Source organism: Lapidilactobacillus achengensis (genome assembly GCF_003946655.1).
GTDB lineage: Bacteria > Bacillota > Bacilli > Lactobacillales > Lactobacillaceae > Lapidilactobacillus > Lapidilactobacillus achengensis.
Genome location: NZ_RHOV01000009.1, coordinates 69,927 through 88,907 on the forward strand (window position 1 = coordinate 69,927; position 18,981 = coordinate 88,907).

Below are 18,981 nucleotides of genomic sequence, written 5' to 3' on the forward strand. Positions count from 1 at the left end.
GCGAATCGCCGACATCCAACATTCTTCTTTCTCGTGTATTTGCTACTAGATTAGCACAAACCGCCGTCGCTGGCAATGAGAATGTTCGTCGTCAAAAGTAATGACTTAACACACGCATCGTTGACCGTAGCCACCACAACAGTTTATGTAGCCTTCATTCTCATTTAGGTGAAGAAATACGAGCGCCGAATGAAAAGGCTTTTAGAAACAATAAGATGAGAATAAAACATTGAAAATGAAAAGATCACGATGCAAATTATGAAAAATTTTATGTATAAATGGGTTGATTTTTCAATGGGGTTCGCGCTACGCTATAATCAATCGTATTAAGGGGTGTAGCGTTTTGAGGAAGGATCCAATTGAATTAAAGTGGTTATTTCTGGGCTCGTTGATCACGAACACTGGAATCAGTTTCATTTGGCCATTAACAACGATTTATATGCATGAGTATTTGCATGAACCGTTGACGACCGCGGGCATTGTTTTATTGATCAATTCGGTCTTCACGGTGATCGGAAATTATATCGGTGGTTGGTTGTTCGATCACTGGCGACCGTATGAAACGATTTTATTAGGGATCACGATCGCGGCGGCGTCAGCTGGCGTTTTGATTTTCTGGCATGGTTGGCCGATTTATGCGGTGTTGTTGATCATTCTGGGCTTGGGCAATGGGATCGTGGTGACTTGTGTCAACTCGATCGCGACGATGATAAAAAGTCATCAGCCTAGTTATGTTTTTAATGTGCTTTATTTTACCAGTAATCTAGGCCTAGTTTTTGGCTCATTGATCGTTGGTTTCATTTTGCCTTTAGGGATCAGTTACATTTTTGCAACGGCTTTTGGCCTTTTCATTATTTTCTGGGTCGTGGCTTTGTTGACCTTCCGTCAGTTGAACCAGGCAAAACAAGCGATTCGGCGTGCGCGAGTCGACACCGATCGCGCCGAGCAGACGCGGGAGAAATGGCCGATCTATTTGCTATTGCTGACGCTATTCGTGGCCTGGATCGGCTATGAGCAATGGCAGAGCAATATTTCCGCGTATATGCTGCACTTAGGGATGTCGGTGCGGTCATATAGCTTTTTGTGGACGGTCAATGCCGTTCTGATCGTAACCTTACAGCCACTATTGACTCACTTTGATGGCTATTTATCGCAACATTTGCGGGGGCGGCTTTACACAGGCTTCGCGTTTGTTTGTAGCGCGTTTCTGATTTTGATCTACGCGAATCACTACGCTTGGTTCGTCATCGCGATGGCGGTTTTGACAGTGGGCGAAGTGATTGCTTTTCCCGCAGTCTCGACCTTTGTCAATGAACGCGCGGCTCTTCAAGAAAAAGGAAAGTATCAGGGCTTGGTCACGATGGCGGCATCGGCAGGTCGAGCGGTGGGGCCTTTAGTTGGCGCGTTGATCATTGAATCGATCTCCTACCCATTGCTGTTTGTTTTTTGCGCGCTCCTGATTTTGGTAGCTGTCCTGATCTTTGCGGCTAGTGGCCGTAAGCAAAAACCAACGCCGACACCACGACGCTTAGGTCAATGAGCGGGGCACCAATATCCAATCATCAAGGATCTGGTCAATGGCGGATCAGCCGACTTTAACTAGTCAAGTTGGCCCTCGTTTTTATTACGGTAGCTGTTTGCTGCTGAGAAATGGCGCAAGATATGGTTGGCTTTTAAAATAAAAAAATGTGCTGAGGTCAAGGCGCTGCTGGTCCGATGAGGATCCGCAGCGCTTTTTATAATTCACAAAATGCCCCACCTTTATTAATCAGTGCTACACTTTACGTATGGACATAATAAGTTGGAAATTCTACTTGGCGTCGAGTAAAACCTGACTTTGATTGTCTTGACAGTATCTTTGCAGAATAGCAGTGGCGATTTGACCGGCTTTATACTTTGTTTTTTGACCGGAGAGAAAATATCGATCGATGAAGATGAGTTGGTGATGCTAGCTTGATTTGATCGACAATCGATCAACGACCAGCGAATTCACAAATAATCAATTCTGGTTTTTCTTGCGTCATTCTCGTCAATTAAGTTGGCTGATTTCTGGAAATCAGAGTCGATCGGGTCACTTACAAAAATAAAGTTGTCTATTCTGCAGTGACGGCGGCAGTGGGCGTTTGCCCCAACTTGTCTAGTTATTTGTTGTAAATGGGTGCGGACGTTACTAGTAAGCCCTTTCAATTCGTGCTACATTAGGATTTGGGAGTTGTGGTGATGAAGAAATATTTGCAGATTTATCATGATTTACTCAATGACATTCAGTCTAATAAGTATCAACAGGGTGATCTCTTGCCTAGCGACCAGCAGTTGGTCATGCGTTATCACGTTTCCCGGGAAACGATTCGCAAGGCGGTGCGGTTGTTGGCCAATGAGGGGTATTTGCAAACGATCCGAGGCAAGGGCAGTCTGGTGCTTAATGCGGACCGGCTGAACTTTCCTTGGGCGTCGATCGAAAGTTACCGCGAGTTGGTCAAGCAAAACGGGTTGGATTCGGTCAATGATCTGGTTCAGGTCAATTACCATGTCCCGGTTCCTTCCAGTTTGCTTTATGGCGCGCCGGAGCTGACGTCGCAGTTGATCGTGCGGCGGCGGATCGTGGCGGGAGAGCCGTTGATCGTCGATTATGACTATGTTAATGAGCAAGTTGCTGCCGATGTTCCCATCACCGCGGCTCGGGACTCTCTTTTTCATTATTTCGAAGAGACTTTGGGCTTGAAAATCGATTACGCGATCAAACATATCACCGTTGAGCCGGCAAAATACGATGATTGTGTTTATTTGGAGATCGATCAAAGCACACCGATCGTGGTGGTCCGCAGCGAAACGCATTTATCAGATAATCGGATTTTGTCTTATACGGAGTCGCGGCACCGCGCCGATAAATTCAGTAGCGTGGAGTTCGCCCGCCGGCATAAATAGTGAAAATAGTGAAGGAGGCCCTTGATCATGTTCCATTTTAAGAAAGAACCAGCGCCGCATACCGATGACTTGTTAGCGCCTGTTGGTGGGCAAGTTTTGTCCCTGAGTACGGTGTCAGACCCGGTGTTCGCCCAGAAAATGATGGGTGATGGCTTGGCGATCAAGCCAAACGAAGGTGATTCAGTGGTAGTCGCGCCGATCAGCGGTGAGGTGACTGTGGCGCAGGGACACGCGTTCGGGATCCGCCGCGACGACGGCTTGGAAGTGTTGGTCCATATCGGTGTGGACACGGTCAATTTACAGGGCGCGCCCTTCACCATTCACACCAAACAGGGAAAAACCGTCCGGGCCGGCGCCAAAATGGTGACCGTGGACTGGGCGCAAATCACCGCGGCGAAATTAGATCCCACCGTGATGGTGCTGATCACCAATACTAAAACGAATCTCGCACAATTAAAAGTCAATTATCAACAAATCGCCAGTGGCGCCGTTGTTGGGCAAGCCACCGCGAAATAGGAGGATTTTTTGAATGGCTAAAGATAATAATTACCAAGATCTGGCAGCCAATATCATTAAGTACGTCGGCGGACCAGAGAACGTTGATAAAGTGATCCACTGTATCTCACGACTACGCTTTTATTTGAAAGATGAGAAAAAGGCCGACACCGACAAAATCACAGCGTTACCCGGCGTTGCAGGAGCGTTATATAACGCTGGTCTTGGGCAGTATCAAGTCGTGATCGGACCTGCGGTGACGGATGTTTATGATCAAGTCGTCGCGCAATTGGGCAGTAGCGTCGTTGATGAAGACGCGACGAATCAAGCGGTCGCCGCAACTCAGGAACAAGCGCAAGCAGAACGGCCGCATAATCTTTGGGGCTGGATCTCGCGGGGCTTTAAGTTATTGATCGGCACGATCACCGGTTCGATGATCCCGATCATTGGCTTGCTAGCCGCTTCAGGTATTTTAAAAGGTTTCTTGACATTATTCACGTACAACTTGAACTGGATCGATACCAAATCGACCACGTACGTTATTATCAACGCGATGGGCGATTCAACGTTCTACTTCTTGCCGATCCTCGTGGGCTACACCGCCGCGAAGCAACTTCATTCCGATCCAATCACCGTGGCGGCCATCGCCGGCGTCTTGGTCCACCCGACCATCGCGGCGTTATGGTCAGCGCCAACTAAAGGTATGGCTACTTTACTGGGGATCCCGTTGAACGCGACCTTCTTCGGCCTGCCGATCCACATCCCTCAATACACTTATTCGATCTTCCCAATTATTTTCGCTGCTTGGTTAGCGCGGCCAGTGGGCAATTGGCTGAAAAAAGTCCTGCCACTGAGTTTGCGTTCGATTTTCCAACCGTTATTCACCTTATTCATTGTCGCCAGTGCCGTCTTGGTCGTAATGGGGCCAGTGATCTCCTTAGTTTCCGCTGGGTTAGCCGCGATCATCAACTTCTTGGTTACCGCCAATGAAGCCATCGCCGGCCTGATCATTGGGGCCTTCTACCAGACCTTGGTTATCTTCGGGTTACACTGGATGATCGTGCCAATTGTCTCCAATGACATTGCCATGACGGGACACTCCGTCTTAAATGGCTTGATCAACTTCACCATGATCGCGCAAGGCGCTGGTGCCTTAGCTGTTTGGGCGAAATCCAAGCGCCCTGATATCAAAGGATTAGCAATGAGTGGCGCCTTATCAGGATTCGCTGGCGTCACCGAACCAGCGATGTATGGGATCAACTTGAAATACGGTCGGGTCTTCTGGATGGCCAGCATTGGTAGTGCCGTTGGTGGCTTAGTCGCCGGCTTGATGCACATTGATATGTTCGGCTTTACCGGTTCTTTGATCGGGTTCCCATCCTTCTTCTCGAAATCTAATCCGAATAACATCTGGACCTTTGTGATCGCCAGCGTGATTACTATCGTGATCTCCTTTGTCTGTGTTTACTTCTGGGGCTTCTCAGACGCTGACCTGGACAAGCAAAAGGGTGCTAAAAAGAAGAACGTCTTCAAGTCTGCGGTCAATGATTGATTTTTGACTTGTGCTAAGGCTTCTGTTGATTGTTTTGTGTTTAATTGCAGGTTCTGGTGGGTGTTGCGCGTGAGCGCAACCGGTTCGGGCCATTTGTGCGGCTGGAACGCAGTGGGCATCGTTTTGAGCCAATCCGCCCGCGGCTTGTCTCAAAATCGAGCCTTATTCTAAGCGGTAAACCGCTAAGAATAACGTCACTGCTGAGCCGCATGGCCCGAACCGGTTGCTAGGCAGAATTGAGCCTATCTGCAATCGAAGGCGAAGGATTTGACGAAGTGCTTTTGCAAGCTAGAGGTCAAAACAATTGCCAACTGTTTTGGCGGTACTACAACGTCAACAGATTCGGGGACATAGGTCGGTATATTTCGGATAGTGCCGCCAACTTTATCTCACTTACTTAAACGGATTTTGTTGGAAACCGACCGATTCAGTTGATTCGCTGAGAACTAGTTCTGCTCATCAGATGGACTGCGCTGGTGTCGCCAAAGTCATGCTTGTAATTGCTAACCACGGTCATCAATTGCGTGGTTCTCCATCAATTGGCCATAGCTGGCCAAATGGCGTGAGTGCTCAAACGACTGTTAAAACGTTGAGCGGCTGGAGCGGAGAAATTCGGGGTGAGCTCGCCGTGTCGTTATTCTTAGCGGCTCTGCCGCTTAGAATAAGGCTCAGCTTTGAGATTTTCGGCGCCCTTCCGAAAAGCTCAAAGTGACGCCCACAGCGAGCTCACCCCGAATTTCGCAGCGCAAGCTGCGGCCAGTCTACTTTATACAGCAAATAAGCAATCCCAATCAAAGTTGCCGCGCCGCAGGCTTTGCCGCGGTATCTATTCAAAAGGAGGAACTTTTTATGAAAGCATCAGATTGGCAAATCGCATATCACGATATTTCTAAGGGAGTGAACTCCTACGGTCAGGAGTCGATCTTGACTCTTGGCAACGGCTATTTAGGTTGGCGGGGGGCGCCACTGCTGAGTTCGTACAGTGACGACCATTATCCCGGCCTTTATGTCGCTGGTATTTTCAATCAAACTACAACGGCGGTCAATCACCGTGATATCGTCAATGAGGACATGGTCAATTTGCCGAATCCGCAACTGTTGCGGCTGCGGATCGACGGAGAACCAGTGACCCTGAATTACGATCAGCGGCAGGCGGTTTTACAAATGAATCAAGGCTTTCTCACGGAAACACTGACTTTTCCCGCGAAACAGGGTCACCTTTATTTGGAAACAAAAAAAGTCGTCGATCCAATCAATTATCATCGGATCGCGACGCAAGTTAGTTTGCGTTTGGACTTCTCGGCAAAAGTTGAGATTCAAAATCTGATCGATGGTACGATCCAAAATCGTAATGTGGCGCGGTATCGTGAGTTTAATAGTCAAGAGTTTAAGGTGACCGGACAACAAGGCCAACTATTGGTCGCCCGGACCTTACGATCTGGGGTGACGCTGGTCGTTGGTGGTCGCAGTAGCAGCGAGCAGCTGACCTTTAAGACAACTTATCCGGATCAGCAGATCTGTGATGAGGCCACGATCCAATTACCTGCCAATGAGACTTTGACCTTCGAGCGGGTGATGGCCGTGGCGACGAGTTATCAGGATCAAGATCCGATCACTACGGTTCAACAGAATTTAGACGCGGCAGATTTTCAACAGATCCTAGCAAGCAGCCAGGCTCACTGGCGGGATTTTTGGCAAAAAGCCGATGTCCGATTGACTAGCGCGGAGCCTGATCTGCAACGGTTGGTGCGCTTCAATATTTTCCAGCTGCATCAAGCGGCGCAAGACCAAGCCAATCCGGATCTGGATGCGTCCGTAGGTTCTCGCGGCCTGACTGGTGAGGGTTATCGCGGTCATATTTTCTGGGACGAGATCTTCTTCTTGCCTTATTATGCGGCGACGACGCCGAAAACCGCCGCGGCGCTTTTGCACTATCGTTTGAAAAGATTGCCTGCCGCGAAAAAAAATGCGCGGTCGCAGTACGAACATGGGGCGATGTATCCTTGGCAGTCAGCGATGTCTGGCGATGAGCAGTCGCAGATCATTCATTTGAATCCAATGACTCATCGTTGGTATCAGGATAATTCGCGGTTACAACGCCATGTTTCTTTGGCGATCGTCTACAATTTGTGGTATTACACTCAGGTCACTGGGGATCAAGGGATTTTGGCCGCAGGGGGCTTACAGCTTTTACTGGAAACCAGTAAATTCTGGTTGAATAAGGTCACCTATGATGGCCAACGTTATCACTTGTCTGGGGTAATGGGACCTGACGAGTTCCATGAAGCCTATCCCCACACGCAAGTCAGTGGGTTGCAGGACAATGCCTATACTAATATCATGTTGGTTTGGTCACTGAATTGGTTGTTGGCGTTACGCCACCAGCAGTCGGAAATATTTGCTCAAGCTTGCCAAACTGTTGATTTTAGCGCCGAACTTTTGCAAAAGGCGACAGATGTGGCCCACAATCTAAGTCTCCATATCGATGATCAGGGTGTGATCGAACAATATCAGCGTTATTTTGAATTGCAGACACTAGACTTAGATGCTTACGCGAAAAAATATGGTGATATCCATCGGATCGACCGGATCCTCAAAGCCGAAGGAAAATCTTCCAACGACTATCAGGTGGATAAACAGGCCGACAGTTTAATGGCTGTTTATAATTTGGGCGCCCAACAAGTTGAACAGATCGTTCGGCAACTGGGCTATCAATTGCCGCAAGATTGGCTCCAACGGAACCGTGACTATTACTTAGCGCGGACCGTTCACGGGTCAACTGTTTCACGACCGGTTTTCGCCTATGTCGATCTATCTTTAGGCGAGTTGAAGCGCTCCTTAGATTATTTAGTCACCGCGATCAAGTCCGATTATATTGATATTCAAGGCGGCACCACCGCAGAAGGCATTCACACTGGCGTGATGGGCGGCACTTTGGCCGTGATCGAACGGGGTTTCGCTGGGCTAGATCTGACTGGCGCGCAACTCACCTTGACCCCCCATATCCCCGCGGCGTGGCAACAGTTAAAGTTCCAACGCCAATTTCACGGCACTTGGTTCAGCTTTGATTTCCACGATCAAAAGGTGGTCATCAATGCCGATCACGACGCAAAAGTGATCGTGCAAGGGCAGCAATATCACCTGTCGGCGCAAAAACCGTTGATGATCACGCTGATGTGAAGTTATTCCTTTGATCTTTCTGAGCGTGATCGAACCGGGCAATCGTTGCTGGCGGGATTATCTGAATAGGCACAATCATTTACTGAAATCCTGATTCAAAAAGTGATCGTGCTTATTTGTTTTTTCAAATAGGCCTACTTTTTGTCAGTGTAAGCGTTAAAAAAGACGAATAGACAGCTTCGTGATATAATCAACTTACCAATTGGCAGTTAGATAGTTCTGAAAATAAGGATCTGCTCGCGTTTGATCGGTGAAATAAATCAAGTCACTGCCAAATGGTAATTCGATTTTGCAGTGCTCGTCAGTAAACGAGCTTGACGTGATGATGTTTGGTTAGGATCAATTTTGTTCGATGCCTAAATTTTTTCAGTTTAGGCATTTTCTTATGTAGTTTTTGTAAGCGCTTTAAGTATCGATTGGGGGATCGATTTGGTAATTGTAGTCGGGGGGAGCCGTTTTACAAGGATTGGGGAGTAAGTCAGCGAAAAAAGTTGTCTACTCAAAATTTGTTTAAACAGCAATGCTTGGCGCCAACTTGTCTAGTTTTTTCAAGAAAGCGGTGAGCCGCGATCATGTAAGCGATTTTCCCCTGTGCTAGTATAGGCTCGGGGGTCGGGAAGATGAAAAAATATTTACAAATCTACCACGATTTATTGACGGACATCCAAACGAAAAAGTTCAAGAAGGGGGACTTGCTGCCTAGTGATCAGAAATTAGTGATGCGGTATCATGTGTCGCGGGAAACCGTGCGCAAAGCGGTGCGCCTGCTGGCCAATGAGGGGTACATTCAGACGATTCGGGGGAAGGGTAGTCTGATTCTCAGTACCGAGAAATTAATGTTTCCTTTCTCGTCGATTGAAAGTTACCACGAATTAGTCGCGCAGAATCATTTACACTCGACCAATGATTTGGTTTCGATTCGCGATCACGTCGCGGTGCCGGTGGAATTGCTCAATGGCGCGCCGGCCTTGACGACACAGTTGATCGTGCGCAAACGGGTGGTTGATGAAGTACCGGTGATTTTGGATTACGATTACATTAATGAAGCGATCGTGCCGGAAGTGCCGGCGACCGTGGCGCAACGCTCGTTGTTCGATTACTTCGAATCGACCTTGCACTTGAAAATCGATTATGCGATCAAGCATATCGCAATCGAACCGGCGGAATACGACGATTGTGTGTATCTGGGGATCAATCAAAGTGTGCCGGTGTTGGTGGTGCGCAGCGAAACGCATTTGTCGGATAACCGGGTGTTGTCTTATACGGAGTCGCGGCATCGCGCGGACAAGTTCAGTAGTTTGTAATTTGCCCGGCGTCATCAGTGAAAAACCGGTTGATTGGTGATGCTGGATTTGATTGCGGGTTTTGGTGGGTGTTGCGCGTGAGCGCAACCGGTTCGGGCCATTTGTGCGGCTGGAACGCAGTGGGCATCGTTTGAAGCCAATCCGCAAAAAGCGCGGCTTGTCTTCAAATCGAGCCTTGTCCTAAGCGGCGGAGCCGCAAAGGACAATTTCACTGCTGAGCCGCATGGCCCGAACCGGTTGCTGAACAGAATTGCGCTGATCTGCAATCGAAGTTGGGTATTTGACGAAGTGCTTTTGCAAGCTAGAGGTCAAACAATTGCCCACTTTTGAGGTGGTACGGCAACGCCAACGGATTTGGTTGAATCGGTCGGCTACTTTGCTGAGGTTGCCCGATTTTACCTGCTTCCTTAGACAATCTTTCGGTGAAGGCCAACGGATTTGACTGATTTGTCCAGAACTTGTCTTGGTTTATCAGGCAAATTATTCTGGTGTCGCCAATCTCACGCTGGTGACCACTAACCACGGTCATCAATTGCGTGGTTCCCCATCAATTGACGATAGCTTGCCAAATGGCGTGAGTGCTCAAGCGCCTATTAAAACGTTGAGCGGCTGGAGCGGAGCGATTCGGGGTGAGATCGCCGTGAAATTGACCTTAGCGGTTTACCGCTTAGGTCAAGGCTCAGCTTTGAGATTTTCGGTGCATTTCCGAAAAGCTCAAAGTGACGCCCACAGCGAGCTCACCCCGAATCGCGCAGCGCAAGCTGCGGCCAATCTACTTTTAACCAGCTTCAAGCTATCTCAACCAAAGTTGCCAAGGGTCATTTTGTCGCAGGGGGTCAAATTCGTTGGTACCATGCTTCAGGATCAAAATGGGGGGATTCAAAATGTTACACCTTAAGAGAAAAGAACTTGTGCACACCGACAATATCTTCGCGCCGGTCAGCGGCCAAGTGATCGAACTGAGCACCGTTTCCGACCCGGTGTTCGCGCAGAAAATGATGGGCGAAGGCTTCGCCATCATGCCTGACGCGGACGAGTCGGCGGTGGTCGCGCCGGTCAGTGGCGAAGTGATGATCGCGCAAGGTCACGCCCTGGGGATTCGGCGTGATGACGGCCTAGAATTCCTGGTGCACGTGGGGATCGATACTGTCGGGTTGAAGGGGGCACCGTTCAAGGTTCATGTTAAGCAGGGCAAGCAAGTCGCCAGTGGGGATAAGGTCGTTTCGGTGGACTGGAGTCAAATCGAAGCGGCGCAACTGGATCAAACGGTGATGGTTTTGATCACCAATTCCCAGTCGAATCTGGCGGCGCTTGATGTCGATTATCAACATGTTGGTCTTGGCGACTTGCTGGGCAAAGCAAGCGCGAAGGCTTAGTCACAGTCATAGGGGGAAAAGAAAATGGCTCAAGACTATACGCAATTGGCCACCGACATTATTAAATATGTTGGTGGGCCAAGTAATGTCAACAAAGTGATCCATTGTATCTCGCGGTTGCGTTTTTACCTGAAGGACGAGACCAAGGCGGATAACGCCAAATTGACCAATTTGAATGGGGTCGCGGGGGCGATCTATAACGCTGGCTTGGGGCAATATCAAGTGGTGATCGGTCCGGCTGTCGAAGATGTTTATGACGCGGTGATCGCCCAACTTGGTGATGATGTGGTTGACGACGCGGCGACGCGGGAAATTGTCGAAGCCACGCAAGCTCAGGCGAAAGCGGCCCGGCCAACCAATCTTTGGGGCTGGATCGTTCGTGGCTTCCAGTTGTTGATCGGCACGATCACTGGCTCGATGATCCCGATCATTGGCCTGTTAGCCGCTTCAGGTATCTTAAAAGGTTTTTTGACATTATTTACTTCTAATCTGCACTGGATCGACACCAAGTCGACAACGTTCGTTATTATCAATGCCATGGGCGATTCGACCTTCTACTTCCTGCCGATCCTCGTCGGTTATACCGCGGCGAAACAACTCCATTCCGAGCCGATCACCGTGGCGGCCATCGCGGGAGTGCTGGTTCATCCGTCCATCGCGGCGTTATGGGCAGCGCCAACTAAGGGTATGGCAACGTTATTGGGGATTCCGCTGAACGCCACCTTCTTCGGACTTCCGATCCACATTCCCCAATACACCTACTCGATTTTCCCAATTATTTTCGCGGCGTGGTTGGCGCGACCAGTGGGCAATTGGCTGAAAAAAGTCCTGCCACTGAGTTTGCGTTCGATTTTCCAGCCGTTGTTCACCTTGTTCATTGTGGCCAGCGTGGTCTTAGTCTTGATGGGACCGGTTATTTCGATGATTTCGGCAGGCTTTGCGGCGGTGATCAACTTCTTGGTAACGGCCAACGAAGCCATCGCTGGGCTGGTGCTAGGTGGTTTCTACCAAACTTTGGTTATTTTCGGTTTGCACTGGATGATCGTTCCGATCGTGTCCAACGACATTGCCATGACCGGGCATTCGGTTTTGAACGGCTTGATCAACTTCACCATGATCGCGCAAGCAGCTGGCGCTTTGGCGGTTTGGGCGAAATCAAAACACGCTGATATCAAAGGGTTAGCGATGGCCGGCGCCTTATCCGGATTTGCGGGTGTGACCGAACCGGCGATGTATGGGATCAACTTGAAATATGGCCACGTCTTCTGGATGTCCAGCATCGGGAGCGCGGTGGGCTGTTTCGTCGCCGGCTTGTTCCATATCGATATGTTCGGCTTCTCCGGCTCGCTGATCGGCTTCCCATCCTTCTTCTCGGCGCAAAATCCGAATAATATCTGGATCTACTTGATCGCGTCGGTGATCACCATCGTCGTTTCCTTCACCTGCGTTTACCTTTGGGGCTTCAGTGATGCTGACTTAGATAAAGTCAAGGGTGCGCAAAAGAAGAATGTTTTCAAACCGGCAGAATAAGGAGCTTAAAATGATTACAGATTGGCAAATCGAGTATCAGAATATTCCCAATGGACCGCGTTCTTACGGTCAGGAATCGATCTTAACGTTGGGCAATGGTTACTTGGGTTGGCGCGGCGCACCGGTGCTGGCTCAATATAGCGACGACCATTATCCGGGCTTGTATGTGGCGGGGATCTTCAATCAAACCACCACGCAGGTCAATCATCGCGATATCGTTAACGAGGACATGGTCAATTTGCCCAATCCCCAGCTGATCCGGCTGTTCATCGATCATCAACCGTTGACCGTTGACTATGATCAGCGCTGCTCCTGTTTGAATATGGATCGGGGCAATCTGACCGAGCACTTTGAATACGCCTTACCCCAAGGTCGATTGTTCGTGGACACCTTGAAGGTGGTCGATCCGGTCCATTATCATTGCTTAGCGGAAAAAATCAGTTTTCATCTGGACTTCGCGGCCCAAGTGACGATCGAAGGGGTGGTTGACGGGCTGATCCAGAATCAGAACGTGGCCCGTTATCGTGAGTTCAATAGCCAAGAGTTCAAAATCACTAAAGTCGGCGAGCACATTTTACAAGCGCGGACACTGAAATCAGAATTAGATCTGGTAGTCGGGGCGCGCACGACCAGTGAACAGGTGACTTTCACAACGACGTATCCGGAACATTCGGTGATCGACCAAGCGGTGGTTTCCTTGGAAGCCGGCGAAGAATTCACCTTTGAGCGGACGATGGTCGTGGCCACCAGTTATGAAACCACCGATCCGGTGGCGGAAGTTAAGGCGGAATTGGCGCGGAGTAGTTTCGACCGGGTGCAAACGACCAGTCAAGCGCATTGGCGCGAATTCTGGCGGCGCGCCGATGTTCAAATCGAAAATGATGATCCCGATCTGCAACGCTTGGTGCGGATGAACGTCTTCCACTTACATCAAGCGGCGCAACATTTGGCGAATCAAGATCTGGACGCGTCGGTGGGTTCCCGGGCGCTGACTGGGGAGGGTTATCGCGGTCATATTTTCTGGGATGAATTGTTCTTGATCCCATATTACGCGGAAATGGACCCGGACACCGCCTATGATATTCTGCAATACCGGCTGAAACGTCTGGAAGCCGCCCGCAAAAACGCCCATGCCCAACACGAGGTGGGGGCGCTGTACCCGTGGCAATCGGCGATGTACGGCGATGAACAGTCCCAAGTGATCCATCTCAATCCGATCACCCACCGCTGGTACCAAGACAATTCCCGGCTACAACGCCACATTTCCTTGGCGGTCGTTTATAACATTTGGTATTACACCCAAGTCACCGGGCGTTACGATCTGCTCAACGACGGCGGGTTGAAGGTGTTGCTGGAAACTAGCAAGTTCTGGCTGAGTAAGGTGACCTATGACGGCGAACGCTACCATTTAAGTGGCATCATGGGGCCCGACGAATTCCACGAAGGCTACCCCGGCGCCAGTTCACCCGGCGTCAACGACAATGCCTACACCAACATTATGCTCGTGTGGTCCTTGAATTGGCTCTCAGAATTGCGCCATCATCCCGAAGTAGATTTCGCGGCCGCGTGTCACGAAACCGACTTCAGCCACCACCTCCTCCAAAAAGCCAGCGATGTGGCCAACAATTTGACCATCTATATTGATGATCAAGGCGTGATCGAACAGTATCAGCACTATCTGGCTTTGAAGGAACTGGACCTCGCCGCTTATCACGAAAAGTACGGTGACATTCACCGGATCGATCGGATCTTGAAATCGGAAGGCAAGTCGCCCAATGATTATCAAGTCAACAAACAGGCGGACACCTTAATGGCCGTGTACAATCTCGGTGAGAAAATGATGCATCAACTGGTCAACCAACTGGGATATCGGTTACCGCGCAACTGGCTTCGCCGCAATCGCGACTACTATTTGGCCCGCACCGTTCACGGCTCCACCGTTTCCCGCCCCGTCTTCGCCAGCGTTGACGTGATCCTCGGCGAATTGGACCACGCCGTAGAAAACCTCGTCACCGCCATCCGCTCCGATTACGATGACATCCAAGGCGGCACCACCGCCGAGGGCATCCACACCGGCGTCATGGGCGGCACGCTAGCGGTGATCGAGCACGCCTTTGCTGGGATCAAGTATTTTGAAGGTCAGGTGATCATCGAACCGCAGATTCCGCGATCATGGCGGCGCTTGAGTTTCCAGCAACGATTCCGGGATACTTGGCTAAGTTTCAACTTCCAGAACAGCAAATTAACGTTAACGACCGATCACGATCTTTGCGTGATCGTCCAGGAGAATCGGATCCATCTGACCGCGGGCCGTCCCGCACAGATCGTCCTGAATCCCCGTTTCTAGGAAAAAAGACGTCGGCGCTTGTTGGCCGACGTCTTTTTGATTTGCCTAAAGCCAGGAGCAGCGCTCCCGGCTTTTTTGTGGTTGATTGATTTAGGCGTTTGGTTTCTATTCTTGATCTTTCGCTTGATTGCGGGTGTGGGTGGGTGTTGCGCGTGAGCGCAACCGGGTCGGGCCATTTGTGCGGCTGGAACGCAGTGGGCATCGTTTTGAGCCAATCCGCAAAACCCGCGGCTTGTCTCAAAATCGAGCCTTATTCTAAGCGGCAAAGCCGCAAAGAATAATTTCACTGCTGAGCCGCATGGCCCGACCCGGTTGCTAGGCAGAATTGAGCCTATCCGCAATCGAAGTGGAATATCTGACGAAGTGGTTTTGCAAGTAAGAGGTCAAACAATCGTCCACTTTTGGGGTGGTACAGCAATGCCAACGGATTCGGATTGGGAGGTCGGGACACTTTACGTAGACCGAACGTCTCTACTTGTTTCTTTAACAATCCCTGTTTAGAACCCGACCGATTTAGCTGATTCATCAAGAACTTGCCTGAGTTCATCAGATAAACTGTACTGGTGTCACCAATTTAAAGCTGGTAACCACTAACCACGGCCGTCAATTGCGGGGTTCCCCATCAATTGACCATAGCTGGCTAGCTGGCGGGAGTGCTCAAACGGCTGTTATAACGTTGAGCGGCTGGAGCGGAGAAATTCGGGGTGAGATCGCCGTGAAATTGGTCTTAGTGGCTCTGCCACTTAGACCAAGGCTCAGCTTTGAGATTCGCGGGTTTTGCGAAGCTCAAAGTGACGCCCACAGCGAGCTCACCCCGACAGGAGGTCGGGACATTTTGTGCAAGCAGAACATCTCTACTTGTTTCCGTAGAAATCCATGCATGGAACACGACCGATTCGGCCGATTCATCAAGAACTCGCCTCTGTTCATCAGACAGACTGCACTGGTGTCACCAATTTAAAGCTGGTGACCACTAACCACGGTCGTCAATTACGTGGATCTCTATCAATTGACCATAGCTTGCCGGTTGGCGTGAGTGCTCAAGCGACTGTTATAACGTTGAGCGGCTGGAGCGGAGAAATTCGGGGTGAGATCGCCGTGAAATTGGTCTTAGTGGCTATGCCACTTAGACCAAGGCTCAGCTTTGAGATTCGCGTGGTTTTGCGAAGCTCAAAGTGACGCCCACAGCGAGCTCACCCCGAATTTCGCAGCGCAAGCTGCGGACACACTATAAACCTTCATGCTCACCCGATCAGCGAGTAAGTCGCGCGAAACTCGGCCATGATTTTATCGATCAGAGGTTGCACCGTGCTCAATTCCAGTTGACTTTTAGCGGTGGGCGTCAGAAATCCTAGCAACTGCAACGTGAACAGCTCATTGAGATAGACCTCGGCCTGCCCGAGCTCGATCTCCTTCTGGCGAACAGCCGCTAAGATGGCCTGGATTCCCGTCCGATTCTGGAAAAGTAAAAAATCGGGGCGAAATTGCTTGTCAATGAAATCACGGTTCTGGGCGCGGCGATAATAGCGCTCCAGGTCGGCGAAGTAGCGATCATAAGCGGCCACAAATTCGGCGTAGTGTTGGGGATAATAACGCTGCAACTCACCGGTAAAAGTGGCGGTGGTCGAGCCGAACAACAAGAGGGCATTCACCAAAGTGGCGGGGTAGCCGGCCGGTTGGAAGCGCGCTGGCACCGGGTGGCTCTGGATGAAATTTAGATGGCGGTCAACCACGGCGGCGACGATTTCGTCCTTGTTTTTGAAATAAATGTACAGGGTGGCGCGACTCACGTTGATGGCTTGGGCAAGTTTGGCCATGGATAATGTTTGGAAGCCGTTGATCAAAACCACGTGGTTCAAGCGGATAGCGAGTTCTTCTTTAGTATTCATTGATTATTCCTCCCAAAAATATTATAAACCATATTTACAAATTAGACAATATGTTGTATTATTTGTCTAATTTAAAAATAAAGAGGTAAATCATTATGAAAAAAGTAGTCGTTACCGGTGGCTCTGGGTTTGTGGCCAGTTGGGTGATCAAGGATTTCCTAGATCATGGGTATCAAGTTGCGACCAGTGTGCGCTCATTGGCCAAGGCGGATTCAATTAGACACGAACTAAAACAGCAGGTTGCGCCAGACGCCATTGCCCGCCTGTCATTTTTCGAAGCGGATTTGACTCAGGCTGCGGGTTGGCGTGAGGGCATCAAAGGCAGCGCCGGTGTCATTCACGTGGCGTCACCCTTGGGCCACGGCACCGAAACGGCCGCGGAGTTAGTCAACGTCGCGAAGAATGGCGCCTTGAATGTGTTGCGCGCGGCCAAGGACGTTGGGGTCAACCGGATCGTCATGACCAGCTCTGAAGCCGCTTCGACGCCGGCAACTGGTAGCGCGGCCTTATTGGACGAATCTTTTTGGACGGACATCAACAACCCTGATTTGGATCCCTATCGCATTTCGAAAGTGGCCTCTGAACAAGCCGCTTGGACTTTTGCCCAGGAAAATAATCTGGCTTTGACCACGATTTTGCCGGGCGCGATCTTTGGCCCGGCCATGAGCGAAAAGGCGATGAGCTCCAATGAAATTCTATTGCGTCTCTTGCAAGGACAACTGGCGCTCCCTCGCGTTCCCATGGAGATCAGTGATGTGCGCGATCTGGCCACGCTGCATCGCCTGGCTTTCGAGCACGACAACGCCCGCGGCAAGCGCTATTTGGCGGCTTCACAGGAACTGACCATGGCGGACATTGCTACACTCTATCAGACCAACTTTCCCGAGCTGAAAATCAAAGTGCGGGTATTGCCCAACTGGGTCACCAAAACCGCCGCGAAATTCGTTCCCAGTTTGCGCACGCTAGTTCCCATGCTCGATCGCCGGGCGCGACATTCCACCCAAGCGGCGGAATCTGAACTGGGCTGGACGCAGCATTCGCCTGAACAGACCGTGCTTGATGCGGCCAAGGCGTTGCTCGCGCTGGGTCTGGTGCAGTAAAAAACACACCGCCGTGGTGGTGTGTTTTGAGTTGATTTGAAAAGGTGGATTTCTCTTTCTGAACCTGCGCTTGATGGCGGGGTTTGGTGGGTGTTGCGCGTGAGCGCAACCGGCTGGGACTGCTGTTGCGGACTGGAACGTGGTGGGCGTCGTTTGAAGCCAATCCGCAAAGTGCGCGGCTTGTCTTCAAATCGAGCCTTGTCCTAAGCGGCAAAGCCGCCAAGGACAATTTCACCACTGAGCCGCGCAGTCCCAGCCGGTTGCTGAACAGAATTGAGCCTATCTGCAATCAAGGCGAAGGATTTAACGAAGTGGTTTTGCAAGCTAGAGGTCAAACAATCACCCGCTTTTAAGGTGGTACTGCAATGCCAACGGATTCCGAAAGTCTGGGATCGGTTCTTGAACCTGCGCTTGATTGCAGGCGTGGTGGGTTTCGATGGGGACGCAACCGCCTCAGGACGTTTGTCGTGGCTGGAACGCGGTGGGCGTCGTTTGAAGCCAATTCCAAAAGCGGGAATTGTCTTCAAATCGAGCCTTGTCCTAAGCGGCAGAGCCGCAAAGGACAATTTCACCGCTGAGCCACACGTCCTGAGGCGGTTGCTAGGCAGAATAGAGCCTATCTGCAATCGAAGCTGAATATCTGACGAAGTGGTTTTGCAAGATTGAGGTCAAACAATCGCCCTTTGTGGGGTGGTACAGCAACATCAACGGAATTGTATCAAGAGGTTGGGACACTTTACGTAGACCGAACGTCTCTACTTGTTTTCTTAACAATCCACGAGTGGGAACCCGACAGATTCAGCCGATTCACCGAGTTCTAGGTTTGTTCATCAAGTAGACTGTACTGGTGTCACAAATTTAAAGCTGGTAACCACTAACCACGGTTGTCAATTGCGGGGATTCTCATCAATTGACCATAGCTTGCCAACTGGCGTGAGTGCTCAAACGGCTGTTATAACGTTGAGCGGCTGGAGCGGAGCGTGGCGTTGAAACGTGTTCACCGACCTAGCTTCTTCCGCATAGCTACGCAACTATTCTGGAGGCATAGACCGGCCTCCAAAATAGTTGCTAGGCTAATGCTCAGAAGCTGACCAGGTCGGTTCACACTCTGGCGTTGGTGGGCTGTTTACTCGTTTGGCGGAAGGTCGGGCTGGGGGTGAGTCAGCCGCGATATTATTGTTGGCGATTTATCGCCTACAATAAGGCCGAGCTTGAAGATTTTCGGTGGTTTTCCGAAAAGCTTCAAGTCGTGCCCGCCGCGTTCCACCACCCCCAGCCCGACC

General features: G+C 50.4%; 20 protein-coding genes. 17 read left to right on the forward strand and 3 right to left on the reverse strand.

Going from position 1 to position 18,981, the window contains the following annotated elements; genetic code table 11:
• Window positions 1-343 precede the first annotated feature (343 nt).
• From EKM94_RS06780 to treR (EKM94_RS06810), 8 genes are all read left to right on the forward strand, one after another.
• On the forward strand, window positions 344-1,540 hold the full coding sequence (locus EKM94_RS06780; RefSeq protein ID WP_125599437.1) for an MDR family MFS transporter: 1,197 nt from the start codon (window positions 344-346) through the stop codon (window positions 1,538-1,540).
• A 680-nt stretch (window positions 1,541-2,220) separates the two neighbouring features.
• Window positions 2,221-2,925: a trehalose operon repressor gene (gene treR / locus EKM94_RS06785; protein WP_125599440.1), complete on the forward strand. Its 705-nt coding sequence runs from the start codon at window positions 2,221-2,223 to the stop codon at window positions 2,923-2,925.
• Between the two features lie 27 nt (window positions 2,926-2,952).
• A complete protein-coding gene (locus EKM94_RS06790) occupies window positions 2,953-3,441 on the forward strand; it encodes a PTS sugar transporter subunit IIA (protein WP_125599443.1) in 489 nt (162 codons plus the stop codon).
• Window positions 3,442-3,454: 13 nt separating this feature from the next.
• Window positions 3,455-4,972, forward strand: coding sequence for a PTS transporter subunit EIIC (locus EKM94_RS06795; RefSeq protein ID WP_125599446.1), 1,518 nt, complete (start codon window positions 3,455-3,457; stop codon window positions 4,970-4,972).
• 56 nt (window positions 4,973-5,028) lie between these two features.
• A complete protein-coding gene (locus EKM94_RS12375; RefSeq protein WP_164511141.1) occupies window positions 5,029-5,202 on the forward strand; it encodes a hypothetical protein in 174 nt (57 codons plus the stop codon).
• Between the two features lie 260 nt (window positions 5,203-5,462).
• Window positions 5,463-5,684, forward strand: a complete 222-nt coding sequence (locus EKM94_RS06800) for a hypothetical protein (RefSeq protein ID WP_125599449.1) — start codon at window positions 5,463-5,465, stop codon at window positions 5,682-5,684.
• A 137-nt stretch (window positions 5,685-5,821) separates the two neighbouring features.
• The gene (locus tag EKM94_RS06805) at window positions 5,822-8,152 is read left to right on the forward strand and encodes a glycosyl hydrolase family 65 protein (RefSeq protein ID WP_125599452.1); all 2,331 of its coding nucleotides are present in this window, start codon (window positions 5,822-5,824) and stop codon (window positions 8,150-8,152) included.
• 620 nt (window positions 8,153-8,772) lie between these two features.
• Window positions 8,773-9,456 (forward strand): trehalose operon repressor, encoded by a 684-nt coding sequence (treR, locus tag EKM94_RS06810; protein WP_125599455.1) that lies wholly within the window; start codon window positions 8,773-8,775, stop codon window positions 9,454-9,456.
• 14 nt (window positions 9,457-9,470) lie between these two features.
• Here treR (EKM94_RS06810) and EKM94_RS06815 read toward each other — a convergent pair whose 3' ends face one another.
• Window positions 9,471-9,668: a hypothetical protein gene (locus tag EKM94_RS06815; RefSeq protein ID WP_125599457.1), complete on the reverse strand. Its 198-nt coding sequence runs from the start codon at window positions 9,666-9,668 to the stop codon at window positions 9,471-9,473.
• A gap of 251 nt (window positions 9,669-9,919) precedes the next feature.
• Here EKM94_RS06815 and EKM94_RS06820 point away from each other — a divergent pair, with 251 nt between their 5' ends.
• Genes EKM94_RS06820 through EKM94_RS06835 form a run of 4 tightly spaced genes read left to right on the forward strand, consistent with a single transcriptional unit; the run spans window position 9,920 to window position 14,709 of the window.
• On the forward strand, window positions 9,920-10,354 hold the full coding sequence (locus EKM94_RS06820) for a hypothetical protein (RefSeq protein ID WP_125599460.1): 435 nt from the start codon (window positions 9,920-9,922) through the stop codon (window positions 10,352-10,354).
• Window positions 10,341-10,832, forward strand: coding sequence for a PTS sugar transporter subunit IIA (locus tag EKM94_RS06825; protein ID WP_125599463.1), 492 nt, complete (start codon window positions 10,341-10,343; stop codon window positions 10,830-10,832). The genes EKM94_RS06820 and EKM94_RS06825 overlap by 14 nt, the downstream gene beginning before the upstream one ends.
• A gap of 24 nt (window positions 10,833-10,856) precedes the next feature.
• Window positions 10,857-12,362: a PTS transporter subunit EIIC gene (locus EKM94_RS06830; protein WP_125599466.1), complete on the forward strand. Its 1,506-nt coding sequence runs from the start codon at window positions 10,857-10,859 to the stop codon at window positions 12,360-12,362.
• Between the two features lie 10 nt (window positions 12,363-12,372).
• Window positions 12,373-14,709: a glycoside hydrolase family 65 protein gene (locus EKM94_RS06835; RefSeq protein ID WP_125599469.1), complete on the forward strand. Its 2,337-nt coding sequence runs from the start codon at window positions 12,373-12,375 to the stop codon at window positions 14,707-14,709.
• On the opposite strand, the gene EKM94_RS06840 is transcribed toward EKM94_RS06835, so the two are convergent.
• A complete protein-coding gene (locus tag EKM94_RS06840; protein ID WP_125599472.1) occupies window positions 14,706-14,996 on the reverse strand; it encodes a hypothetical protein in 291 nt (96 codons plus the stop codon). The genes EKM94_RS06835 and EKM94_RS06840 overlap by 4 nt on opposite strands.
• A gap of 320 nt (window positions 14,997-15,316) precedes the next feature.
• Here EKM94_RS06840 and EKM94_RS06845 point away from each other — a divergent pair, with 320 nt between their 5' ends.
• Both EKM94_RS06845 and EKM94_RS06850 read left to right on the forward strand, forming a co-directional pair.
• Window positions 15,317-15,670: a hypothetical protein gene (locus EKM94_RS06845; protein ID WP_125599474.1), complete on the forward strand. Its 354-nt coding sequence runs from the start codon at window positions 15,317-15,319 to the stop codon at window positions 15,668-15,670.
• A gap of 5 nt (window positions 15,671-15,675) precedes the next feature.
• Complete coding sequence (locus EKM94_RS06850) at window positions 15,676-15,888, forward strand: hypothetical protein (RefSeq protein WP_125599477.1); 213 nt, start codon at window positions 15,676-15,678, stop codon at window positions 15,886-15,888.
• A gap of 65 nt (window positions 15,889-15,953) precedes the next feature.
• Here the strand turns inward: EKM94_RS06850 and EKM94_RS06855 are convergent, their stop codons facing one another.
• Window positions 15,954-16,598 (reverse strand): TetR/AcrR family transcriptional regulator, encoded by a 645-nt coding sequence (locus tag EKM94_RS06855; protein ID WP_125599480.1) that lies wholly within the window; start codon window positions 16,596-16,598, stop codon window positions 15,954-15,956.
• Between the two features lie 95 nt (window positions 16,599-16,693).
• Between EKM94_RS06855 and EKM94_RS06860 the strand changes: the two genes are divergently transcribed.
• The 3 genes from EKM94_RS06860 (at window position 16,694) to EKM94_RS12380 (ending at window position 18,334) form a co-directional block, all read left to right on the forward strand.
• Complete coding sequence (locus EKM94_RS06860; protein WP_125599483.1) at window positions 16,694-17,698, forward strand: NAD-dependent epimerase/dehydratase family protein; 1,005 nt, start codon at window positions 16,694-16,696, stop codon at window positions 17,696-17,698.
• A gap of 86 nt (window positions 17,699-17,784) precedes the next feature.
• A complete protein-coding gene (locus EKM94_RS06865) occupies window positions 17,785-18,051 on the forward strand; it encodes a hypothetical protein (protein WP_125599485.1) in 267 nt (88 codons plus the stop codon).
• A 139-nt stretch (window positions 18,052-18,190) separates the two neighbouring features.
• Window positions 18,191-18,334: a hypothetical protein gene (locus EKM94_RS12380; RefSeq protein ID WP_164511142.1), complete on the forward strand. Its 144-nt coding sequence runs from the start codon at window positions 18,191-18,193 to the stop codon at window positions 18,332-18,334.
• Window positions 18,335-18,981: the final 647 nt, after the last annotated feature.